The sequence below is a fragment of the Acidovorax sp. KNOB132 genome, from assembly GCF_057541515.1.
Genome location: NZ_BAAJYT010000001.1, coordinates 1 through 20,669 on the forward strand (window position 1 = coordinate 1; position 20,669 = coordinate 20,669).

Below are 20,669 nucleotides of genomic sequence, written 5' to 3' on the forward strand. Positions count from 1 at the left end.
GGGGGGAGTGGCTGTGGGAGTCGCTGGCGCCCGCTCTGCTCTCGCGTCTGTCTGCAGCAGAGCCTAAGAACCTGCGCAGCCTACAGTTTCTGTTGAACGTCATACAGAGGTCCGCCACAGACAATCGGGCTGTGCGGTCATTGGCGCGGTCTCGAGCGCTGTCGGCCGTCCAACTCGAGCAATGCGCACAGTGGTACGCGGTGTGGATAGGCGTTGCTGCCGACGAAGCTCTCCCAGCGCTTTCCGCGCGAATCAAGACGTTCTCCGCTGCTGGAGAGCGCAGCCGCTTCATGATGACCGTCCTGACACAGATTGTTGGAGGTAGGCATGACGAAGCTTCTTGCGTTCGCCGTGGGTTCTGCACTGCAGATCACCTTAAGACGCTATACCTGCTGGCTCACGAGCACATCCGGTTCCAGGATGACATTGATCGTACTGGGCGCGGCGTTTACTCGCCAGAACTTCGTGACCACGCACAGGACGCCCGGGAACACCTGCTGGCACTTCTTAGCGAACTGCCTGGCAAGGGTGCTTTTGTGGCGCTGAGCGCGGTTGCTCGCGAGCACCCGAGCCAGTCACATCGCCTGTACATTGAACGGCTGGTCAAGGCCAAAGCAGAGTCTGACGCGATGGGTGCACCTTGGTCCGAATCTCAGGTGCGGGAGTTCCATCATGAGCAAGAGCGCCTGCCACGCAATCACCGCGAGCTCTTCGAACTCGCGATTTCGCGACTCCTTGACCTTAAGGAGGATCTGGAGCAAGGAGACAGCAGCGATGCTCCAATGATGGCCCGCGTGGCTTCCGAAGTAGACGTTCGAACGTATATCGGGAACTGGCTGCGCAATCTGGCCTGCGGGCGCTACGGAGTTCCGCAGGAGGAAGAGCTCGCTGATGCCAAGCGCCCTGACCTGCGCCTCCACGGGATCGCATTTGACGCTCCAGTACCCATTGAACTGAAGCTGGCTGACAACTGGACCGGACCCCAGTTGTTCGAGCGACTCGAGACACAGCTATGCGGCGACTACCTGCGAGACCGCAGGTCGGCCTGCGGCATCTTCTTGCTGGTTTACCGCGGAAAGCAGAAGTCGTGGCACCTGCCAAATGCGGCAGGTGTGGTCGACTTCAATGGACTTGTGGATGAACTTCGAGAGCGCTGGGTGGCACTTGCCCCCAACCTTCATAACGTGGACGACGTCATTGTGGTCGGAATAGACCTCACCAAACGTACAACGGCTTCGTAGTGTGTTGAGTTCGGTCGCGCGGAAGTTGGGAATGCGCTGGACGACCTATCCTCTTTGAATGGGATGGCTGTAAGTACGGAGAAACCCCTGGCCCTTCAGAGTGTTTCGGTAGTTGTTGAGCAGCACCGCTTCGGCTTCACGGGCCACGTCAGCGCCAGCAGCGATGACTTTGCCTTCATCGTCAATGATGGCTAGGCGCGCGCGCTTGCCATCCACATCTACCAGCAATCCCTCGTGTGAGGTAGCGTGCATCACCACGCCGGGCAATCCGCCCGTGTGCTGGTTGCCGATCATCGCGCAGACCCGTCTTCCCGTTGAATTCCTGCGACCGCCTGATGCGCTGCAAGTCCTTGAAGGATGTTCCCTTGGTTCGCATGGCGCTCGTCGGCGAACGCAGTCATGACCGAGAGCATCGTGCGACTGAGCAGTGCGTCTATGCAGTTGCCTGCGAGAGGGCTGAGCGGGCGGCGGCGAACTGGCACGTGGAACTCCTGGTGCGTGTATGTCGCAAGTCGAACGCATCTGTCGGCGCGGTACCATCAGAAATGCGGTGGCCCCGAGCCCCGTATTCCTCGTTCCTCAGAGGTTGCTCGCTTCGAGGAGAAGAACAGCGAGCACTGTTGCGACCTCAACTCGGCGAATGCGTGCAAGATCGTCGAAGTTTTTCGCATTTTGGTGATTGCGTATGCGAAGGCGCCGCCAACCCCAGGCTGTCGCCCCATACAGAACCAACCGCCAGGCAAAAAAAATAGCCGGCGTGCGCTCGCAGCCAATGGCTCCAGGCTTCGATGCCGCCCAGCATGCGGATGCCCACCAAGTTCGCAGCCACGGCGATGCTGATGGCCAGCGCCGTCCACAGCAACGCGATGCCCAGCCGGCGGTTGAGCAGCCAGGCAAAGCGGCGTCCGCGCTTTTCTGTCACGAAGGGTTCCTCTCGCACAGCGCCAGATCGGATGTGCATCCGCCACCAGGCGAGTCATCGAAGAACAACGCGTACTGCCGTCCGCCCCGTGCCGTCCGGCACCACTGCACCAGCCGGCGGATACCCGAGTACCGGCCGGGCCGGTCCGCATCGGTCGGATCCTTCATGGCCGGGAAAAACGTCGCCGCGTGGCGCTTGTTCGCCGCGGCCACCACCCGCTCCCAGCGCTCGATGCGATCAATGTGCGCCGGGAAGCGCTCGGCGATCGAGCGGAGCTCGGCCTTGCCGCAATGGATGCAGGGCATGCAGCCGACCCGCCCCATGCTCAGGGCATACAGCGGGTTAGGCGCCAGACCATGGTCGGTGTGCTTCTTCCACACGTCCTGCACCGTCCAATCGAAGATCGGGCGCCACAGGAAGCTGCCAGACTCGTGTCGGTTCCAGCGCGGCTGCTGCGCCCGGTGCCGACTTTCGTCAGCGCGGATGCCCAGCCACTGCAGCACCGGGCCTTGGCGCAGCATCGGAATCACCACCCGCTCGGTGATCGGCAACTCCTTGAGTTCGGACGTGCAGAACTGCGCCATCCGCGAGGGAAAGCGCCCCTTGGTGATGCAGAGATCGAGATACGGGTTGCCAGTTGGCTCGTGCAGCTGCGCGGCCTCGTGCACCAGCGCATCGGGAATGCCCATGCGCGGCCAATGCTCCAGCACATAGGCGCGGTGCTTGGCCATCCGGGCACGAAAATCCGCCTTCACCCATTCCACCCGCGGCCCGCCGGTGCGCTCATGCAGCCGCTGCACGTACTCGTACGTCAACTCGTGCTCGTTGCCCGTGTCCGCGAACACCGCCCGAAACGGGCGGCCGGACTCGATCGCCAGCAGGTACACCGCGGTGGAGTCCTTGCCCCCGGAGACATTGACCAGGTGCTGCACGCGCAGGCTGCGTCCCGCGGCGGTCACGGCGTGCTCCGTGGCTTCTGGATCTCCTGCACGCGGTCACGCGTCGGATCGCCCTGGTAGATGCCGCGCGAGCCCGCCGCACGGGTGCTGTGGCGCTGGATCAGCGCCATCGGCGAATTGCCGGCCAGTTCGCGGCGAAGCTCCAGTTCGGTCTTGAGGTTCTGGATCTCCTGCTCCAGGGCGCCGCTCTCCCGGTCCACGGCCTTGGTCGCGAGTTCGTTCGCGGCGACGTTGGGTTCCTTGCGGCCAGTGAGCAGCGTGCGCTGCAGCAGCAACGCCTTTTCCATCACGCTCGCCAACGCCACTTCCGAGGCCAGGCGCTTGCCCAGCAAGTCCTGGTCGGGTTCGTCGCGCAGCGCTTCGATCACGCCGCGCGTGACCGGCAGCGATGCGCTGCCCGCCGCATCCAGGTTGGCGGCCGTCGTTGGCTTGGCGCCGCTCACCAGTTCCTGCAGTGCCTTGAGCTTGGTCTCGTACTCTTCCTGGATGAGTGGGGTCAGGCCCACGCCGGGCGTGGTCACCGTCTTGTTGCAGGCCTGGCAGGTGCGCTGCTCGCGCTCACCCAGCACGCGGGTCGCCCAGGTCGCGGCGGCCTGGGGCGAGGTCCAGGTCTGGCAGGTCAGCCGGCCGTTGCAGTCGTTCGCGTTGATCGAGGAGGTTTCGGTGACCCCGCGGCCATTGAGCAGGTTGTAGCCGGCACGCGTGACGTCGCTCACCACTTTGATGGCGGCCTGGCCCGAGCCGCCCGCGCTGCTGCCACCCACCCAGGGAACGCCGCTGTTGCCCTTGTTCGCCTCGGCCCGTTCGATGGCCGACACCGCATCGGTGCTGGACACGGCCTGCTTGAGTGCCATGCCCTCCGACAACTGGTCCCATCCGGTCTGCCCGCCGGCCATGTCCGCCATGCGGTTGGCGATCGCGCGGCAGGTCATCTTCGAACGGTCGAAGTCCAGACGCGCCTGCAGGATGCCGTTGGTCAGCAGGTTGTACAGGCCAGGGTCGGCGCGCTGGATGATCAGCGCCGGCAGCGACGCCACCGCGCTGGTGGCGTTCTGGATCACGTTGCTCATGATCGACTGGAAGCCGTTGGTGACGCCGTTGAGCTGGTTCTGCAGCGTCGTGGTGATGCTCATGTCGCCGCACACCAGATTGCTGTTCCAGTCAGCGCCCACGCCGATGCTCTGCATGTTGCCGACCGGTCCCATGGACACGGCCCGGCCACCGCCGATGCTGTACAGCACGTCGCTGCCGAGCACGTTGCCGCTGGCATCGATGCCGTCCGCATCCATGCGCGTCTGCGCCCACGCCGCGCTGGCGGCCAGCGTCAGCGCAGCCAGGCCGGCGGGCCCGAACCGGCGCACGGCAGGAAAATGCCTATGGGAAAAATGGTGTTTCATCGGCGTGCCCTCAGAAGAAATCCACGCTGCCCAGGAACACCTGGCCGCGCCGCTGGCAGCAGCTGTAGGGGCGCCACAGCGCCCAGGCGTAGTCACCTCGCTGCGCCTGCACATGGGTGTTTCTGTTGGGAAATACTGCGCAGCCGGTGGACAGGGTCGGGGTCAGTTCCTGCCACCTTCCGGTGGCGGCGTAGCTCTCGAGCAGCGCGCCGGCCGGCCAGTAGCCTGCATGTGGGTTGGCGAGCAGCGGCTGGTAGACGTGGGGCTGCCCTTTGCGTGTGACGACATCGCCCGCCCGCTGCGCGACCACCGCGCCCGCCAGATGGTCATCGCTCTGATGGAGGAACCCTCCACGGGGATAGACGTTGCCCCAGAGGTCAGCCGTCGAGCGCGAGCCGATCTCGCGCATGCCGGGGGTCAGGGCTTCGGGGTACGCCATCTCCGGCACGTTGTAGCGCCAGGCGAGCGTGTCGAAGGTGCTGAGCAAATAGGGGACGAACGGCGTGCCGGCGCCCTCGCAGGTGTAGCCGGACTGGCTGGCGAACTCGCTGAACGCGGCGCCGGCCGGGTGTCCGATCACATCCGCGTTCTTGAATTTGGCCAGGTTGTTTTCGTGGTCCTCATTGGTCGTGCCATCGCCGCCGGCCTTCGCGGTGGAATTGGGCAGGCTCATGGCCCGTACTTCCACCCAGGGGTTCTCCCCCGTGTTGCTGTAGCTCGACACGACCGCGTCGGGGATGTAGTGCTGCACCTTGATCGAGGTGCGCACGGTGCAGCCGCTCCATGTGCAGTACAACCAGTAGCACACGCCCACCACGCGGTAGGCCAGGCAATCCGGCGACAACGCCGAGGACACGATGGTGGCCGTGTTGAGCGCGAAGGAGGAACCTGTGCTCGCGAGCAGCGCCCCCACGACCACGGCCCGAAACCGCCGGGAGCGCATCATGGCTGCGTGCTCCGGTATGCGGCAATGCGGGCCAGCGCTCGGGAGACGTTCGGCTCGCCGTAGACCACATAGCGGCCATCGACCATGACCGCCGGCAGTTTCGTGATGCCAGCGCTGTAGGCATCCGCCAGACCCTGGTAGGCTTGTGCGATCTGCGCTGGTGCGGGAGTGCCGCGCGGGTCCTCTTTGAGGCGCCGGCGCATGATGGCCTCGGCCCGCGCGGGATCGCTCGGCAAGCCTGCGCCCAGCGCGGCCACCAGGTGGGCAGGAGCGTCGAGTTCGGTGACGGTGATGCCCGCGGGCGCGGTGACGGGATGGGCGCTGTCGGTGAAGACCCGGACTTCGGCATAGGTCGTCGATGCCAATGGCAGGAGGACCAGCAGCGCCGCCACTGGCGGTGCCCGGCGGCGCAGGCGCTGGAGCAGCGAGAAAGCAGGGAACGGCACGTGTCGACTCCGGATGCGGGTGGGTGTCCCCAAGTCGAACCGAAGCCCCGATGGCAAGCCATCGACAAACGGAACCACCGCAACCCCACCTTGTTGGTGGGTCGAGAAGAGCGGGCGCCCGGTGGGGGCGCCCGTGGGTCAGAGCAGGCCGTCTTGGGCGAACGAGTAGGGCGTGCCCTTGCCGACGATGACGTGGTCAATGACACGAATATCGACAGACCACAATGCGGTGCGCAGCCGGTCGGTCACCGCGCGGTCCTTTTCGCTGCAAAGTGTGTCACCGGAGGGGTGGTTGTGCGCGAGGATCAAGGCAGCGGCATTCAACTCGATCGCGCGCTTGACGATCATGCGGGGATAGACCACCGCCTGGTCGATGGAGCCGTGGGCCAGCGTCTCGAAAGCGATGACGCAATGCTTGGAGTCCAGGAACACGGCCGCAAAGACTTCGTGGGTTTCCCCGGCCAGCCGGAGCCGGAGGAAATCGAAAACATCCTGCGGACTGTCAAGATGGACGCCACGTTGGAACATGCGGCGTTCCAGCAGGGCAATGGCGCGCTGGATGAGACGGCGCTCCGGGACGGAGAAGCCGGACGAGACGGTGGAGTGGGGCGGATCGATTCTGGCAAGTTGCGTAGACATGGAACCTCCGATGGAAGAAGGAGGTTCGCGGCCCCGCAAGGGACGGAATCCCCCGGGGGTTGACGATGATTGGCATCCACCGGCACAGGTGTGCCGGTCGTTCGCGGTGAGTGGACGCGATGCGGACTGGAGCGATCAGCGTGGATGGATCACGCCGCAGCCTTGAAGATCGGGGCTGCCTGGGGGAAGTCGATGGAGACCCGTCGACTGCCTGCATGCGAATGGTGACTTGTTGCCGCAGCGGGCTCCATCAGGAACGCGCTTTGCCTCGGTATATATTGATTCGCTTGATGAACCGCAATGCTCAGCGCGGCTACCGAAATATCCTGTCTTGATTGGATTTCATCGCCTCCAATGAAAAACATGGGATGAGCGAGGAAGATCTTGCAGACTGCGCGACTGCAGTGGCGCCATGGACACAGGCAATTGCGAAATGCATTTGTTCATTACGATCTTTATAGGTCTGCCACGAACTCATCGATCCAGCTTCGCACCATTTCCGAGTAAGGCGCGGTGGGATGTGCCATCTGGCGCATCTCGCCGAATATTCTGTCTTGCAGCAGCTGCAAGCGCTGTGGGATGTCCGGGGTTGGCAATGCCATGAGCGCGGCTGCCACAGGTTCTATCTTCAACTCTTCAATGATGTTGCCCAGCTCTATGGCCAGGCTTCCCATGAACTCCAGTTGGCGCAGCACCCTGGTGCGATCCTGGACCAGGCCCAAGCGGTTGAGTCCGTAAATCTGGATGGAGGTGGCGCCGCGTTCGCTGGGATGCCCTGGACGACCTGCCAATACAAGGCCCAACGGCGACTTGCGATCGATGTGGAAATGCAGATGGTCCCGGGGATCGTCTTGGGTTGGATCCAATAGGAGCGGCTTTTCGGTGCCTGGAAAATCCTTCTCGGATTGGGCGTGTTTGCTTCCCGTCGCCAGCGGAAAACTGTCCTTCTTCCCGGACTGGGTCGAGGCCATGGAGGTGCCGCCGAGCCCCCCGTTGGCATACAACTGCGCCAAGCTCGTGGAGCCGGAGACGATGCGCTGCTTGCGTCTTCGATTGCAATCGATGCAGCTCGGAAGCAAGTTCTCCCAGCTCATCCCCAACCACCAGTAGCCAGGGTGTTGAGGGTCTTCGCTCACGGCGCCTTTGGGCCGGTAATGCTCGATGTCCACGGGGGCGGACGCGGGATAAAAGGTTTCGCAGTAAGCGCATTTCCCGTGAAAGAGCAATGCGAGCTGCTTCTTGACCTCCTCGTGCTTGTAGACGGCGAAGTCGAAGGTCCCCTTGTCAGCTGAAGCATTGTTCTGGTGGTCTTGCGCCCGGTCTTTCTCGGTCTTTCCCTGCTTGTCTTTGGCGGTCAGGCAAGCTGGTGCACTGACTGTGCCTCGGTCCACTTTGCGCATCACTGCACTCCCTGGAGTGCCTGCACGATGCGCGCTTTGACGCTCTCTCTCAGTTGAGCCCCTCGCTCCTTCGGGATTCTGGACCGTTGCTGCAAGTAGTCGGCGACTGCCTCCTGCACGATCCGCTGGGCTTCGGAAGTTCCAATCGGCATGGCCGAAGCGATGTCGTTGTTGAATTCATCGACAGCCTCGCGCTGTTCGTCCGTCAAGTCGTTGGGTGCCATGGCGAGTAGATCGGCAATGTGCGCCAACTGGCTTTCCATCTGAGGATCGTCAGTGGAATGGAGTTGGAAGAGATCGGAGGTCAGCAGCTGTTCCACCCGGAGTTCGGAAATGGAAGGGAGTTTGGTCTGTGCCTCGACGCGCATAGACAGTCCCGCGCCGGTCAATCCGTGTTCCAAGTTGGCCCGTCGCAGTACGACCACTTCGCCATCATTCATGCCGCGAAGGCACAGCGGATCATGGGTGGTTGCGATGAACGTCACGTTGGGGAGTGCCCTTCGGAGTCCGCGCATGATGCGCATTTTCCATCGCGGATGCAGGTGGGCCTCGACCTCGTCGATCAGGACCACGCCTGTTGCTGCATCCAGGCTGTCGAAGTCTTTGTGGACCTTGGGATTCATGAGCCCGCGCATCACGTCGCATGCCATCGCCAGAACGGATCGGAAGCCCGAGGAAGCCACGTTGAGGGGGCTTTTGACCAATGGCAGGCCTTCGACAGTGGTGGCAGTCACGACGAAGCATTGCTTTCCTTCCAGGTCACGATCGATGACCTCGAATTCCCCTTCGATCGAGAGGATGTCGCGGAGCGCTCTGACCACCATTGCGAACTGCTCCTTGCTCAGCTCCAGAAGCCATCGTTCCGGGTTGGGAAGTACACTGGCATCAAAGAGATTGCGAATGAATGCTGCGGGAGAGCTTTTGCGACTCTGCCGATGCTGGTACTGCCGGAATGCCCCATAGGCAAAGACGGGAACGACATCTTGATTCCCAGGCGTAGGATCGACCATCCTCTCGTGCTGAATGCGCAGTGTTCGAGTGGAGTCGTCCGAAAGGCGAATGGTCACCTTCGCAGAACTGATCGCTGGTGAGTCCGGAGCGCCGAGCAGGTAGGGTGAAAGTACAAAATTGCGCGCCGTCAGCCCGAGTGCGTTGCGTGCAGCAGGTGTTGCCAGTGTCAGTGCGATGGCTTCCAGGATCGAACTCTTTCCGGCAGCGTTCTCGCCCAAAATCAGGGCTGATGGGCTGCGTGGGGTGTCTCGGTCCGAGCGAACATCTTCCGGATCTTGAAGCTTGATGTGGATGCCTTCGATGGCTTTGAAGTTCTCGATGCTGATTTCGGAAATCGTCGCTTTGCTGGGTCGGTGCCAGCTCTCCGGGATATCCGTTGGATTCGGCGGCTCCTCTTCGCTGAGTTCAGACCAGCAGCGGGTGAGGCGATCGTATGCATCGCTAGTGCCCTTGAGCTGGCGAAACACGCGTTCAATACGGCTCATCGCCAAAACTGGGCGGGTACCCTTTCTCGCGCCGAGTGCGGCTGCCAGTCGGCGCAATAGCAAATACCAAGTTCCTCCGAACTCCAGCTTCTGGAAATCGAAAACGCGACTTGGCATGTCACCGTAAGGTGATGAGAGCCGTTCCAGGAGTTCCTCGAAGTATCGCGTGTGCTGACGGCGCCGTTCTTCGGCAAGTTCCCAAGAATTCAGATGAAAGTGCTCGATTGTGAAGGTCCCTCGTCGCGTGAGGCCCCAGAGCGCACCATCCTTTCCTACCCAAAGGTGGGTATGGACATTTCGATCCGTGCAGGGATCGAGGAGCAACGGCTTCTCCCTGGGAGGGTAGTCCGTCGCGGGCCACAGCCCATTGTTGTTGCTAGCGAACTGGTCAAACAATGCGGGGCGCGGAATCTCTGCCCGCTTGCCAAGCACCGGGAAATAGTTTGTTTCCCTGGGCCTGCACGACGAGCAGATGGCGTAGAAGTTCTGCCAAGCCAAGGCCAGCCAACTGTAGTACAGGTGAGCCTGTTCGCTGCGCTCGTAGGGGAGGGCTTCCTCGGGAGGTCTGAAGTGATATGGCGTTGTCTCGCGCTCCGCTTCGCAGAATGCACAGCGGCCGTGGAAAAGTCTTGCGAGCGCGATCTTGAGGCTGGGGTGTTCAAAGTTCAATTCGGAGCGATAGATCTTTGACTGACTGCGCTTTTCCTCGGTGTCTGCCATGAATCTGGCGAGCGTCTCGCGCTGTAGTGTGGCCGCGCTTCCCCTCAGTAATTCGGGTGGTGGCTCTGTCTCTCTTTCGATGTACTGCATGTTTCGTCCTCCTTGCGCTTTTCTCTTGAGTCCATTTGGCGTGGGTAGTACCAGGGCGACTGCTATGCGTTATGCGGAGATGCTCCAAGCCCCTGGAGTTGCTAAATCCTTGGTGAGATCTTCAACTGGGCCAAAGGCTTTGGCGCTACATCCTGCATCGACGGTCTGTGCCTGGCACCGAGCGCGCCCAACACTTGCAGTTCGTTCAGATATTCCTTTGCAAGTTGGCGCTCATCGGCTTCATAGGAGGCGATCGTGTCTACGACGGTGTGCCACACACCGCTCTGCAGTGCAGGGCCGATGGCTTCGCTGGCGGGCTGAAGCGTGCCAAGCAGTGTTGTCAATCGTGCTTCCTGGTGTCGCCGCCATCCTTCTGCGTGTTGGGCTCCAGATGGGTGGAAGCTGTCGATCAATCGGTCTGCGGCCATGGCTCCGGCGTTTCCGAGCGCCTCAATGGTGTCGCTGGGCATGTCCAGATTCAGCCCCCCTTCGCCGTCCCGTTGGCTGATCTGGACGATACGTTCGCGAAACCCCGGATAGGGAAACATGATCTCGTCGCGCCAACTCTGCATGGTGTTGACGATGCTGCTGAAGAAGCCGATCAGCCCACTCAGTGGCGCGGTGTCGTCGGCAGGCTGCCAGTAGCGCTGCATTCCGCCACGCCGGTCTTCTGGCAGATAGACGCGGCCACTGGCGTTGTTGGCCGCCTCTGGGGTGCTGATCTGGTGGTCCGGATGCTCCGCTTTCAGATTGACTGCGAAAGTGGGGTGACCAGGCAGTAGCGAGTCGAACATGTGCAGTGGCATGTTGCTGCCGATGCCACCGTCGGAGAACCAAACCCGCTTGGCCAGGAGCGGGCGACTTTCTCGTTTGCGCTGCGCATTGTCCTTGAGGCTCCAGTCGATCGCATGCAGTGGCACCGCAGACAGAAGGAGTGGGAAGCTTAGGCTCATTCGGACCGCTACCACCAACGGCAAGCCGGCATTCCTTGGCAGAGGGCGCAACGTCTTGCCGCTAGCGCTCTGCACCTCCAGCGATTTTTCTTCGTTTTCGCTGCTGTGGGAATGGGCCTGTTTCAAGGCATCCATCACCGACTTCGGAAACAGCAGACTCCACTCTTCGGGGTCGTAATAGAACGGTGGAGTACCGTCCCGAAACGGAATGGAGTAGACCATCTGCTGGGAAATCGCAGTGGTCATGACTTCCAAATTGATGGCTCGCGGCTGGGTGGGGTCGGCATGTCCCCACAGCTGTCCGAAGGTGAGTGGGGGGGCATCAGGGGACAGGCCTGCCAGCGCATTGAGGTAGTTCGTCAGCCAGTTGGTCAAACCTTCTTGATGATTTTCCGAGGCGGCATCATCAGGTGTTCGGCCACTGCATAGACCGTAGTGATTGCCGTGCAGTCCTCGCAAGAGACTACGCACGAAAAAAGCCGACAATCGCGGTGCAGACGGCGGCTTGGTACAGCAAGGTCACCGCAATCGTTCCCACCGTGTATGCACCCAGGCGAAGGACCGAGCCGTGTGCTGTTGCTACCATCAGCGCCGTAAACACCAGAAGCGGAAGTGCTGCAGCCCAGAGTAGGGCATGCACTGTCTTTCCCCGTATAAAACTGCGGACTGACAGCGCAGTCATTCCGGTGATGAGCAGCGCCAGCCCAAGGGAAGCCGCAACGTGCTTCCACTCGCCGACGATGGGGAGGAGTGCGTCAATGAACGGGTACAGCAGCAGGCTGCCCAGTAGGACTCCGATTACCACGGAGGTCTTGTACATGCGGATGAGACCGCCAAGAACCGCCTGCACAGCTCCACGCGAATCTTTGTTCAACATACCCACCAGCACGCCGAAATGTCGTCGGACACTTGGAGCGGGTTGGAAGAGAGTGAACAGCTTGGAGCGATGATCGGCGGTGATCTTCTCGCTCAGCAGATCGGGCAGTTTTGTCAGCGTCTCGAAGGCTTGCGGATTGCCATGGTGCACGCCGTATTGGGCAGCGGCGCAGGCGCTGGCCGCGATGGCACCTGCGGACGTGCCGCCGATATTTTTGAACTGGTACTTCGATGCAAGCCGGGCAATCAGCTTTGGATAGATCACCCCGCTGGTGATCCCACCTTTCATCACAAGGTCGCAGTACTCCACCATGACGCTCCCCCCATGTGTGTAGTGCCAGTCCGCATACCAAGGCTCCCTGAGCCCGGCTTCGCGTGGCGAGCACTACTTTTGACCAATAGTGTTGCACCCCGTAGTGCTTTGCCAGATCGAGACTAACCCTGCCGCATGCAGCTCAGGGGAGATTGAGCGGCACACTCGATCCCCCAATATGGCCCCGCATTGGAAGGCTCTCTTGCAGGCGTCAACGGAGGATAGCCCGACCGAACACGGTAGTGAGCGTGTTGCTTGTCACGCCCCCCAAATGTCTACTTCTCGGAGTGCGTCAGCAGGTCCATCGCTGAAAGCAGTGCATCGTCTTCGATCGGCCCGGCCAATGTCATTGCCTTGCCCGTTCGGCGATCCTGCAGCTGCAACGAAGGGGTCCCGCTCACCCGTGCGCGTTGCGCTTCCTCGGTTTGCCGCTGCATAACCTCCTGCGGGCGTGGACTGCCCAGGCACGCCTGCAGCGCTGGCGTCATGCCAGGATAGGTAGCACCGGCCTGCAGACCTTGGCCTTCACCCTGCGTGTGTCCGTAAATCCACTCCACAGCCTTCCAGAAACCCACCTGTCCTTCGACCTCTCCCGCGCACTCGGCCAGGCGCGCCTCATTCCCAGCGGCCGGCTCGTGCATGGCCAGCGGCAAGTGGTGCCACTGCAGGTTCACATCCGGGTTCGCATCGATCCACCGCTTGAGTTGCGGAAAATACTCCTGGCAGTACGGGCACTCCAGGTCCGCATACAACGTGACCGTGAAGCGCGCATCGGCCCGCCCATGGATCCACGGCGGTCCCGGTGGCAGCGGTGGTGCTTGGGTCGCGGTGGCCGCAGGCGTCGCGCCCTGCCTGGGATGCAGCGGCCAGACCGCCAGCACGATCGCCGCCACCACCAGCGAGATGGCCAAGACCGTCGGCCATTCCAGTCGCCTCAGGAGGGCGCGCCAGCCGGAGAAACGCTGCATGTCCGCTCTCCGTTTCAGCCCAGCGCATCGAGCGACAGCGGCTCGATCCCGCGCGCCCGGTCGATCTTCTCGGCCACGCGCAATGCGGCATCCAGTTCGCTGATCCCGTGCTGCTGCATCAGCGCGAAGCGCTCGGCCTTCTCCTCCGGTTCGGTCATCGCGAGCGCCAGATAGAGGCTGGGCGGCACCGCACGGAACAGCAGCTCCATCGACTTCGACAGCACCACGCCCTCGGTGAACTTGCCGGACTCCTTGCGTGCCGACAGCATCAACGCCTTCTGCGCCGCGTTGAGCTCCCGAAACCGCGCGATCTTCTCGACCTCGTCCGGCGGCATGGACAGGCAGATCCACCACTCGATCATGTTGAGCATGGGTTCCGCGGCGCGCGGCAGGTCGTCCAGGTTCTGCGTCGCCAGCCAGTACCAGGCGCCGAGCTTGCGCCACATCTTGGTGATCTTGACTACGTAGGGCGCCAGCAGCGGGTTCTTGGTGATGATGTGGCCCTCGTCCGTCACGTTGATGATTGGCCGGCCCAGGAATTGGTCGCGCTCGGCGAGATTGTTGACGGTGTTGATCAGCGAGATGTAGGCGATCGACAGCTGCGCGTTGTAGCCCTCGCGCGCAAACGTGGCGAGGTCTACGATGGTGATGTCGGCCTCGGGCCAGGGCGTGCCGGGGCGGTCGAACATCTCCCCGTCCACGCCCTGGCAGAACATGTCCATCGCATCGGCCATCTCCAGCAGCCGGGTGCGCCGGCTTTCCGGCAACGTGGTGTCGCTTGCGCGCTCGCGCAGCGCATCGCGCACGTCGCGGGTCAGCACCGTGCGTGCCGATGCCGCGCAGCGGCGGGCGGCATCCAGGATGCACTGGCGGATCAGGCTGCGGTCGGCGCGCGTCATGCGCGCCTCCTCCTTGTCCTCCCCGCCGGTGATCATCAGGCGCGCGGTGATCTCCAGCTCCCCCAGCACGTCGCGCTGTTCGTCGTGCTCGGGAGCGGGGGCGCCGTGCTCGCGGTTCTCGTCCAGGGCATCGGCGTCCAGGGTCTGCACCTGGCTCGGCGTCTCGACGAGGCGCCGCGCATCGGCAAAGGGCGCAAGGCGGACGCCGGCGCCGGGAGCGAGCTTGACCCGATGCACCGTCAACCCGAGCCGCTTGGCGAAGTCGCCGAACAGGCCGAAGCTGTTGCCGGCTTCCACCACGAAGAGCCGTGGCCGGTAGATCGCCATCACCTGGTTGAGCAGGTTGTTGAGCGTGGCGCTCTTGCCCGAGCCGGTGGGCCCGAACAGGAACAGATGGGCGTTCATCTGCCGGTCCAGGCGGTTGAGCGGATCGAAGGTCACGGTGCCGCCACCGCGGTTGAAGAGCGTGATGCCCGGATGGCCCGTGCCCTGGCTGCGGCCCCACACGGGGGCCAGGTTCGCCGCGTGCTGCACGAACATCAGCTGCGTGTACCACTTGCGCGTGTCCTTGGCCGGATCGAACACGCACGGCAGCCACCGCAGGTAGGTGTTGAGCGGCGCCACCTCGTCGTCCTCGCGCACCGGCTGCAGGCCGGCGCCGAGCATCACGTTGGCCAGCTGCACGCCGCGCTCGTCCAGCTGCGCCAGGTCGCGCCCGCGCAGGTAGAAGGCGAGGGCGCCGTGGTAGAGCTTGTGGGCGCTGCCGATCAGCCCGCGTGCCTCCTGCACGTCGCGCCGCGTCTGCTCGGAGGCCAGCGTCTCGCCCACCGCCTTGCGTGCCAGGTGGTTGAGGTGGGATTCGAGCACGTCCTGCGGCGTCGCGACCAGCGTCAGGCACACCACCGTGTCCTCCGGCATCTGGTCGAACAGCGCGTTGACTGCATCGCCGCCCTTGCGCGTCTCGCCGGTGAGGTGGCCCGTGCCCGGTGCGCTGCGCAGCCTGTCCATCACCACCGCACGGTGCGGCATGCCGTCGAACCACCAGAGCCCGTTGGCGACATCGGAGCGCGGCGCGCCGAAGAAAAGGCGCTGCGCGAAGTCGGTGCCGCTCGCCAGTTCGATCTCGCCTTCCTCACTCTCTTCGTCGGTCGGATAGCGCGTGAGCTCGTAGAAGCGCTCCCGGTCCTGGGCCGTGTCGCCCAGTAGCGTCGGGCAGGGGTTGAACCATCGCAGGAGCCAGGCGTGGATGTCGGCCGCGCCCAGGCGCTGCGCACGCACGCCCGCGTTCGACAGGCCGCCCTGCAGCCGGTCGCATACCGTCGCCAGGGCCTGCTCCGGGGACGGGCCACGGCGCTGGGCACTGGTGCTCGGAACACGGCGGTGCACCACCATCCGCACCCGGCGTGCTTGGCCGCGCCAGGGCAGGCGCGTCACCGCCGTGTCCTCGAACAGGCCGCCCGGTTTTGCGACCGCGCGCAGGTGGTGGGCAAGAAAGCGCTGGTAGAACGCGGTGAACGCGGTGCCCCGTGCCCGCGGCTGCAGGTAGGCGTCCAGGTCGCGCAGATAGCCCTCCCAGTCGGCTTCGTCCTGGGCATAGAGCTGCACCACCCACGGGTGATCGTCCAGCTCGTCGAACGCATCCTGCAGCGCGTTCTCCAGCGCATCGCGCGCCTGCCACAGCCAGTGCATCTCGCGCCCCTCGGTGCCGATCGGCGTCAGCTCGAAGAACGCCGCCACGGAGACCCCATCGTCCAGCAGCACGCTGCGCGATTCGGGCAGGTACTCCACCCACGGCAGCAGGTCCACGAACGAAGGGGCCACGCCGTAGAGCGCGCGCTCGTCGGCCAGCGTAGCGCGCGGCCGGCCCGGATCGCGTGCACGGGCACCCGGCGCGGGAATGCCGTGCGCTGCCAATTCGGCGACGTGCCGCTCCCAGGCATCCGGCCCCCCGGAATCGCTCCCCGCAGGATCGCGGCGGGCCTCGGCCCCGGCGTCCTGGCGGACCCACGGCCAGCGCGGTCGCCGCAGCATCAATAGTCCTCCACGCGCTCGCCCGGCATCGCGTATTGGATGCGCTGGTACAGCGGGAACACCGTGCTGTAGCCGGGCACAGGCACCGGATCGGTGCCCGCCAGGTGCGGGAAGACGTACATCACCAGGTCGGGATTCGGCAGCCGGTGGAACTGCCGATAGATCTCGTTCTGCGCAGTGCGGGTGTACGCCATGTTCTCGGCCGGCATGGCCTGCCGGTCGGCCTCGGTGAGCGGGCGGCGCAGCACCTGGCGCGCATCGAGCAGTTGCCGCGCGGCCGGCCCGTTGGCGCTGCCGCCACCGCCGCCCGTCTCCTGGTCCCAGACATCCCGCATGGTGCGATCGCCGTGGGACAGCAGCGCTTCCTTGTGGGTGGCGCATCCCGTGAGCAGGGCCAGCGACAGGGCGAACAGCGCCCCCCCGGCTGCCGTGGGCTTAGTCCAGGTCCGTCGCATGTGCGCCTCCGAGGGTGTGGTTGACCTTGCGTCCCTGCGCGTCGTAATCGATCTGCAAGGGTTGTTCGAGGTGGATGGCGACCTGGGCGCCGGGCGGCACGTAGACGGCGGCGAATGCCTGGCCATAGAGCTTGTTCACCCACTGCGACATCTCCTGCACGCCAGCGCCCAGGATGCGGCCCATGGCTTCGTTGCCGGAGATGCCCACCGTGCCCAGGGCGCCAGTGCCGTTGCTGACCACCGCCACGTTGCCACTGTCGCTCTTGATCAGCGAGGCGGCGCCGGCGCCAGCGGCGGTGATGAGGGCCTGCGAGCCGAGGTACTGTTGCGCGTTGCTGCGGCGTTCGCCGCTGACGCAGGGGATGCCGTGCGGATCGCTGATCCAACCCAGGCCGCCCAGGATGGGGCCGTGGCCATCGGCGGCGTTGCCCGTGCCCGCGGTGGCTTGGGTATTACCCCCCTGGCCCTTGTCCTCGGGCACCGTCCGGATCGTGCCGTCGCGAAACACGAACGTTACGGAGCGGATCTGGCCGCGCACGCACGACAGCGTCCAGTCGCCGGATGCGGTGCCGCTCACGACGGCGCCCGCCACCTCCGGCAGGTCGATGCCGTTGGCCGTGAGGTTGTCCGGCCCTACCAGGACCTTGAACGGATAGGGATCGTTGACGGTGCCATCGACCGGCACGCGCCCGATCAGGGCCGTCATCGCGACCGATCCCATGAGCGTCGCGTTGGTGGGGACCGTATAGACCGCCTTGGCCGAGGTCTTCGCCGACGCGCCGGCATCGGCCAGGGCCGCCGCCGAGGACAGGGCCGATGGGCCTCCAGCGGGATCGGCCGCGCCGAAGTGCATCGGAAACCGGTCCGCCTTGCCGGTCGCCGCCGCACCCTTGGCGCCTTCCGGTCGCGCATCGTCGGGCTCGATCCAGCGCACCCCGCGCGAGCCGGCGGCCGTGCCGAATCCCTTGCCATCGCCCTCTTCGAGTCCGAGGCCGACCGGCAGGTCCGCATTGCCGTTCTTGCCGCCCATCTGGTCGAGCTTGTGCTGCAGGTCCTGTAGCAGCCCTTGGGTCTGCTGCTTGTCACCGGCCACCTGGTCGCGCTCTTGCTGCAGGCGGCTGCGCTCGCTGTCGAGCGCGGCCTGGATGCGCTGGTCGATGGCGCTCTCACGCTGACGCAGGCGCTCGTTCTCGGCGCGCTGGTTCTTGTTGTCGCCCAGCGAGGTCTGCAGTTCGTTGCGCAACTGCTTGACCTGCGCCACGAGCGTGGCCACCGTGTCGCGCGGCGTGTCGCCATCGATGCCGAGTGCCTTCATCTCCTCCGGGGTGAGCTGGGCCGCCACCTCACCCGAGGCCGCGCGATCGGTCTTGCCCCCGGAAAACACCTGGATCCCCACGAACACCAGCAGGGCCGCCATCGGGATCATCAGCCACTTGAGCAGGCCGTTACTTTGCATGGGGGTCTCCCGGGGAGGGCTGCGCATCCGCCTCGCTGCCGGAAGCGCGCGGCAGGTTCTGCGCGGCGTCGATGCGGCTGATGCGCGGCAGCAAGGCGTCGGCCAGGCCACGCCCGCGCGTCACCAGGTACAGCACCGTGGTATCGGTCGGATCGCCCGCCGGTCCCAGGCCCGGGTGCTGGAACGTCGCGGCCACAAAGTCGCCCAGCAGCGTGCGCGGATCGAGGTCGATCCAGCGCGGCGAGGTATTGGTCAGGCGGACCGCCGTGACCCATTGGTCTTCCATGCGCCAGGCGGCGAGCGGCTTCGCCCGCACGGGCAGGGACGGTGCCAGGGTGTCCAGGTCCAGGCCGCGGCGCAGGGTGGCCTGCGTGATCCCGCGCACGGGCTCCACGGTGCGCAAGGGCGCGTACAGGTTCTGCGCGGCGTAGCGGGTGAGCACCACCGCGATGGGGGTTTCGCGCCGGGCGGTGGATGCGGCCTCCGATGTCGATGGGGCCGTGGCATCGGCTGGCGGTTCGGTCTCGGCAGCGCCGCCTTCGCGATCGCGCGCGCCATAGCGGGGACCCGGTGCCTCGCCCTCGACGATGCGCACCGGCTCCAGCGGTGCCTGTCCCTCCTTCGCCGGCTCGGCGGCGATGTCCAGCAGGATCAGCGCACCGCTGTCGGCGTCTTGCAATTGCAGGCGCGTCGGCTCGATCGCCTCGCTGGCCTTGAGGTAGATCGCGCCGCCCGCGCTCTGCACGCGCAGGCGGTCGGTGATCTCGGCCGGCACGCCGACGCGCACGTTGCGGTCGATGAAGAGGACGCGTTCTTCGCCGATGCGCAGCGGCACGGCGAGCGGCAGGCGCTCCCAGCGCAGGATCTGCAGCGCGTGCGCCGCGGGCGCGCCGCCCCACAGGACGCAGGCGCCCAGCGCCAGGGGCAGGACGAAGCGCTTCATGGATGGCCTCCGGACGGCGTGGGGGTTGGGGTGGTGGGCGCGAGCGTGGAGGGCAGCGTGGCCGGGGCTGGCGCCGAGGCTGCAGGCGTGGGCGGCGCGATGCGCTGTGGTGCGCCGCTGTAGCAGTCCAGCGCGAGCCCGAACGGGTTGCGCTCGGGATCGACGTCCAGGCGCACCACTTTCAGCGGATAGCGCACCAGCGCCCGCTTGACCTGCTCGCCGCCGTAGTACTCGTCGGCGCTGACGTCCAGGGTGACCACCCAATCGCGCTCCGACAGCACCTTGACCCGCGCCGCGGGATCGTCGCCGTAGCCGCGGCCGGGCAACTCGTACAGGCCCCGCACGCGCTGGCGCAGCTCGCCGTTGCTGCGCCGGGCTTCGTAGTCCTGCTGCAGCAGGGCCTGGCAGGCGGGCGTGAGGTAGGCGGACAGGGCGCGCAGGTTGCGCGGGTAATCGTCCTCGCCATTGGTGGGCCAGCGGTTGAGCTGCTGGAAGACGTAGAGGGCGAACGCATACACGCTCTCCGGCGGCACCTCCCACCACTTGCGCGTGCTGCCCGAGCGCAGATCCGGCGGCACGTGGATCGTGAGGTGGCGCGGCGCGTTCCACCAGCCCAGGCCCAGCAGCAGCGCCAAGGCGAACAGCGCCGCCCCGCCACGCCGCAGGGTGGTGACGTGGGCCTGCAGGTGCGCCACTTCGTTCTTGAAGCGGCTCATGGCGTTCGGCCCCGCGGCCGGGGGCGCCGAATGCGCGACGTCCGGCGCGTGGTCCAGCCACCCGTGCGGGTCACCAGGCCACGGCCACCGAACCGCACCGCCCAATGGGGATGGCGCAGCGCCAGCTGCCACTGCATCTGCCGGTACAGCCAGGTGTCGGGGCGCCCGCGCTTTTGCCGGCGCAGGAGACCGCCGCCGATGAACACGCCCGCGGCGATGCCCGCCACGATCATCGTCGGCACCATGGCCACGCTGCGCGTGAGCCAGGCCAGCGGCAGGCCTGCGATCAGCCCGGCCGCGGCGGACAGGCCCGCGCAGATCCAGAGCTCGTCGGCGGTCAGGCCGCGCACGACCACGGGCTGGCGGTTCAGGCGATGCGGCAGGAAGGCCACGAGGCCGTCGCGCGGTGTGTCAGGGGGAGCCATTACAGGATCGCCGTGGCCTTGGTGAGCAGCCAGATGCCCACCACCAGGAGCATCGCGCCCACGGCCACGGTCAGGCCGAACTGGCCCCACGTCGCGCGGCCGGTGTGGATTTCCGAGTAGCGCGTGTAGGCGTGGTAGCAGACGCCGATGAACATCGACGCCACCACCAGCAGGGCCACCAGCAGCACGATGTCGTAGCCGTAGTTTTGTAAGGTTTTGAGGATGCCGCTGCCGGCACCGCGCGAGGGGTCTTCCATGGTGGGAAGGCCTGAGGCGCGTGCTGCCTGGGCCAGCGGCAGGAGGGTGGCCGCGAGCGCGGTGCCAGCCATGCCCGCAGCACGGAAGCGAAGGCGAGTGGAAGTGTTCATGGCGAATCCT

20 protein-coding genes and 1 pseudogene are annotated in these 20,669 nt (G+C 65.0%); 1 reads left to right on the forward strand and 20 read right to left on the reverse strand.

Annotated features, from left to right (window positions below; genetic code table 11):
* Positions 1-1,241: pseudogene (locus tag AC27IO_RS00005) on the forward strand (hypothetical protein); the annotation flags it as partial.
* A 45-nt stretch (positions 1,242-1,286) separates the two neighbouring features.
* Here the strand turns inward: AC27IO_RS00005 and AC27IO_RS00010 are convergent.
* From AC27IO_RS00010 to AC27IO_RS00105, 20 genes are all read right to left on the reverse strand, one after another.
* A complete protein-coding gene (locus AC27IO_RS00010; protein ID WP_498736493.1) occupies positions 1,287-1,535 on the reverse strand; it encodes a hypothetical protein in 249 nt (82 codons plus the stop codon).
* A gap of 334 nt (positions 1,536-1,869) precedes the next feature.
* Positions 1,870-2,163 carry a hypothetical protein gene (locus AC27IO_RS00015; protein WP_498736495.1) on the reverse strand — a complete coding sequence of 98 codons (294 nt, stop codon included), beginning with the start codon at positions 2,161-2,163 and terminating at the stop codon, positions 1,870-1,872.
* Complete coding sequence (locus tag AC27IO_RS00020) at positions 2,160-3,095, reverse strand: phosphoadenosine phosphosulfate reductase domain-containing protein (RefSeq protein WP_498736497.1); 936 nt, start codon at positions 3,093-3,095, stop codon at positions 2,160-2,162. Before AC27IO_RS00020 ends, AC27IO_RS00015 begins: the two co-directional genes overlap by 4 nt.
* 23 nt (positions 3,096-3,118) lie before the next feature.
* Positions 3,119-4,519, reverse strand: a complete 1,401-nt coding sequence (locus AC27IO_RS00025; protein ID WP_498736499.1) for an integrating conjugative element protein — start codon at positions 4,517-4,519, stop codon at positions 3,119-3,121.
* Between the two features lie 10 nt (positions 4,520-4,529).
* Positions 4,530-5,462: a TIGR03756 family integrating conjugative element protein gene (locus AC27IO_RS00030; RefSeq protein ID WP_498736673.1), complete on the reverse strand. Its 933-nt coding sequence runs from the start codon at positions 5,460-5,462 to the stop codon at positions 4,530-4,532.
* Positions 5,462-5,911, reverse strand: a complete 450-nt coding sequence (locus AC27IO_RS00035) for a TIGR03757 family integrating conjugative element protein (protein WP_498736501.1) — start codon at positions 5,909-5,911, stop codon at positions 5,462-5,464. Before AC27IO_RS00035 ends, AC27IO_RS00030 begins: the two co-directional genes overlap by 1 nt.
* Before the next feature lie 138 nt (positions 5,912-6,049).
* A complete protein-coding gene (locus AC27IO_RS00040) occupies positions 6,050-6,550 on the reverse strand; it encodes a JAB domain-containing protein (protein WP_498736503.1) in 501 nt (166 codons plus the stop codon).
* Between the two features lie 149 nt (positions 6,551-6,699).
* Positions 6,700-6,915 (reverse strand): hypothetical protein, encoded by a 216-nt coding sequence (locus tag AC27IO_RS00045; RefSeq protein WP_498736505.1) that lies wholly within the window; start codon positions 6,913-6,915, stop codon positions 6,700-6,702.
* Between the two features lie 90 nt (positions 6,916-7,005).
* On the reverse strand, positions 7,006-7,950 hold the full coding sequence (locus AC27IO_RS00050) for an HNH endonuclease family protein (RefSeq protein WP_498736507.1): 945 nt from the start codon (positions 7,948-7,950) through the stop codon (positions 7,006-7,008).
* Entirely contained in the window at positions 7,950-10,256 is a 2,307-nt protein-coding gene (locus AC27IO_RS00055) for an AAA family ATPase (RefSeq protein WP_498736509.1), read from the reverse strand. Before AC27IO_RS00055 ends, AC27IO_RS00050 begins: the two co-directional genes overlap by 1 nt.
* A gap of 101 nt (positions 10,257-10,357) precedes the next feature.
* Positions 10,358-11,584, reverse strand: coding sequence for a hypothetical protein (locus AC27IO_RS00060; protein WP_498736511.1), 1,227 nt, complete (start codon positions 11,582-11,584; stop codon positions 10,358-10,360).
* 88 nt (positions 11,585-11,672) lie between these two features.
* Complete coding sequence (locus AC27IO_RS00065; protein ID WP_498736513.1) at positions 11,673-12,398, reverse strand: patatin-like phospholipase family protein; 726 nt, start codon at positions 12,396-12,398, stop codon at positions 11,673-11,675.
* A 275-nt stretch (positions 12,399-12,673) separates the two neighbouring features.
* Positions 12,674-13,366, reverse strand: coding sequence for a DsbA family protein (locus tag AC27IO_RS00070; protein WP_498736515.1), 693 nt, complete (start codon positions 13,364-13,366; stop codon positions 12,674-12,676).
* Between the two features lie 14 nt (positions 13,367-13,380).
* Complete coding sequence (locus AC27IO_RS00075; RefSeq protein WP_498736517.1) at positions 13,381-16,296, reverse strand: conjugative transfer ATPase; 2,916 nt, start codon at positions 16,294-16,296, stop codon at positions 13,381-13,383.
* Positions 16,296-16,751 carry a TIGR03751 family conjugal transfer lipoprotein gene (locus AC27IO_RS00080; protein ID WP_498736519.1) on the reverse strand — a complete coding sequence of 152 codons (456 nt, stop codon included), beginning with the start codon at positions 16,749-16,751 and terminating at the stop codon, positions 16,296-16,298. The genes AC27IO_RS00075 and AC27IO_RS00080 overlap by 1 nt, the downstream gene beginning before the upstream one ends.
* The gene (locus tag AC27IO_RS00085; RefSeq protein ID WP_498736521.1) at positions 16,732-18,207 is read right to left on the reverse strand and encodes a TIGR03752 family integrating conjugative element protein; all 1,476 of its coding nucleotides are present in this window, start codon (positions 18,205-18,207) and stop codon (positions 16,732-16,734) included. Before AC27IO_RS00085 ends, AC27IO_RS00080 begins: the two co-directional genes overlap by 20 nt.
* Complete coding sequence (locus AC27IO_RS00090) at positions 18,197-19,150, reverse strand: TIGR03749 family integrating conjugative element protein (RefSeq protein WP_498736523.1); 954 nt, start codon at positions 19,148-19,150, stop codon at positions 18,197-18,199. Before AC27IO_RS00090 ends, AC27IO_RS00085 begins: the two co-directional genes overlap by 11 nt.
* Positions 19,147-19,866 (reverse strand): PFL_4703 family integrating conjugative element protein, encoded by a 720-nt coding sequence (locus tag AC27IO_RS00095; RefSeq protein WP_498736525.1) that lies wholly within the window; start codon positions 19,864-19,866, stop codon positions 19,147-19,149. The genes AC27IO_RS00090 and AC27IO_RS00095 overlap by 4 nt, the downstream gene beginning before the upstream one ends.
* Entirely contained in the window at positions 19,863-20,291 is a 429-nt protein-coding gene (locus tag AC27IO_RS00100; RefSeq protein WP_498736527.1) for a TIGR03750 family conjugal transfer protein, read from the reverse strand. Before AC27IO_RS00100 ends, AC27IO_RS00095 begins: the two co-directional genes overlap by 4 nt.
* Positions 20,291-20,659, reverse strand: a complete 369-nt coding sequence (locus AC27IO_RS00105) for a TIGR03745 family integrating conjugative element membrane protein (protein WP_498736529.1) — start codon at positions 20,657-20,659, stop codon at positions 20,291-20,293. Before AC27IO_RS00105 ends, AC27IO_RS00100 begins: the two co-directional genes overlap by 1 nt.
* Positions 20,660-20,669 lie beyond the last annotated feature (10 nt).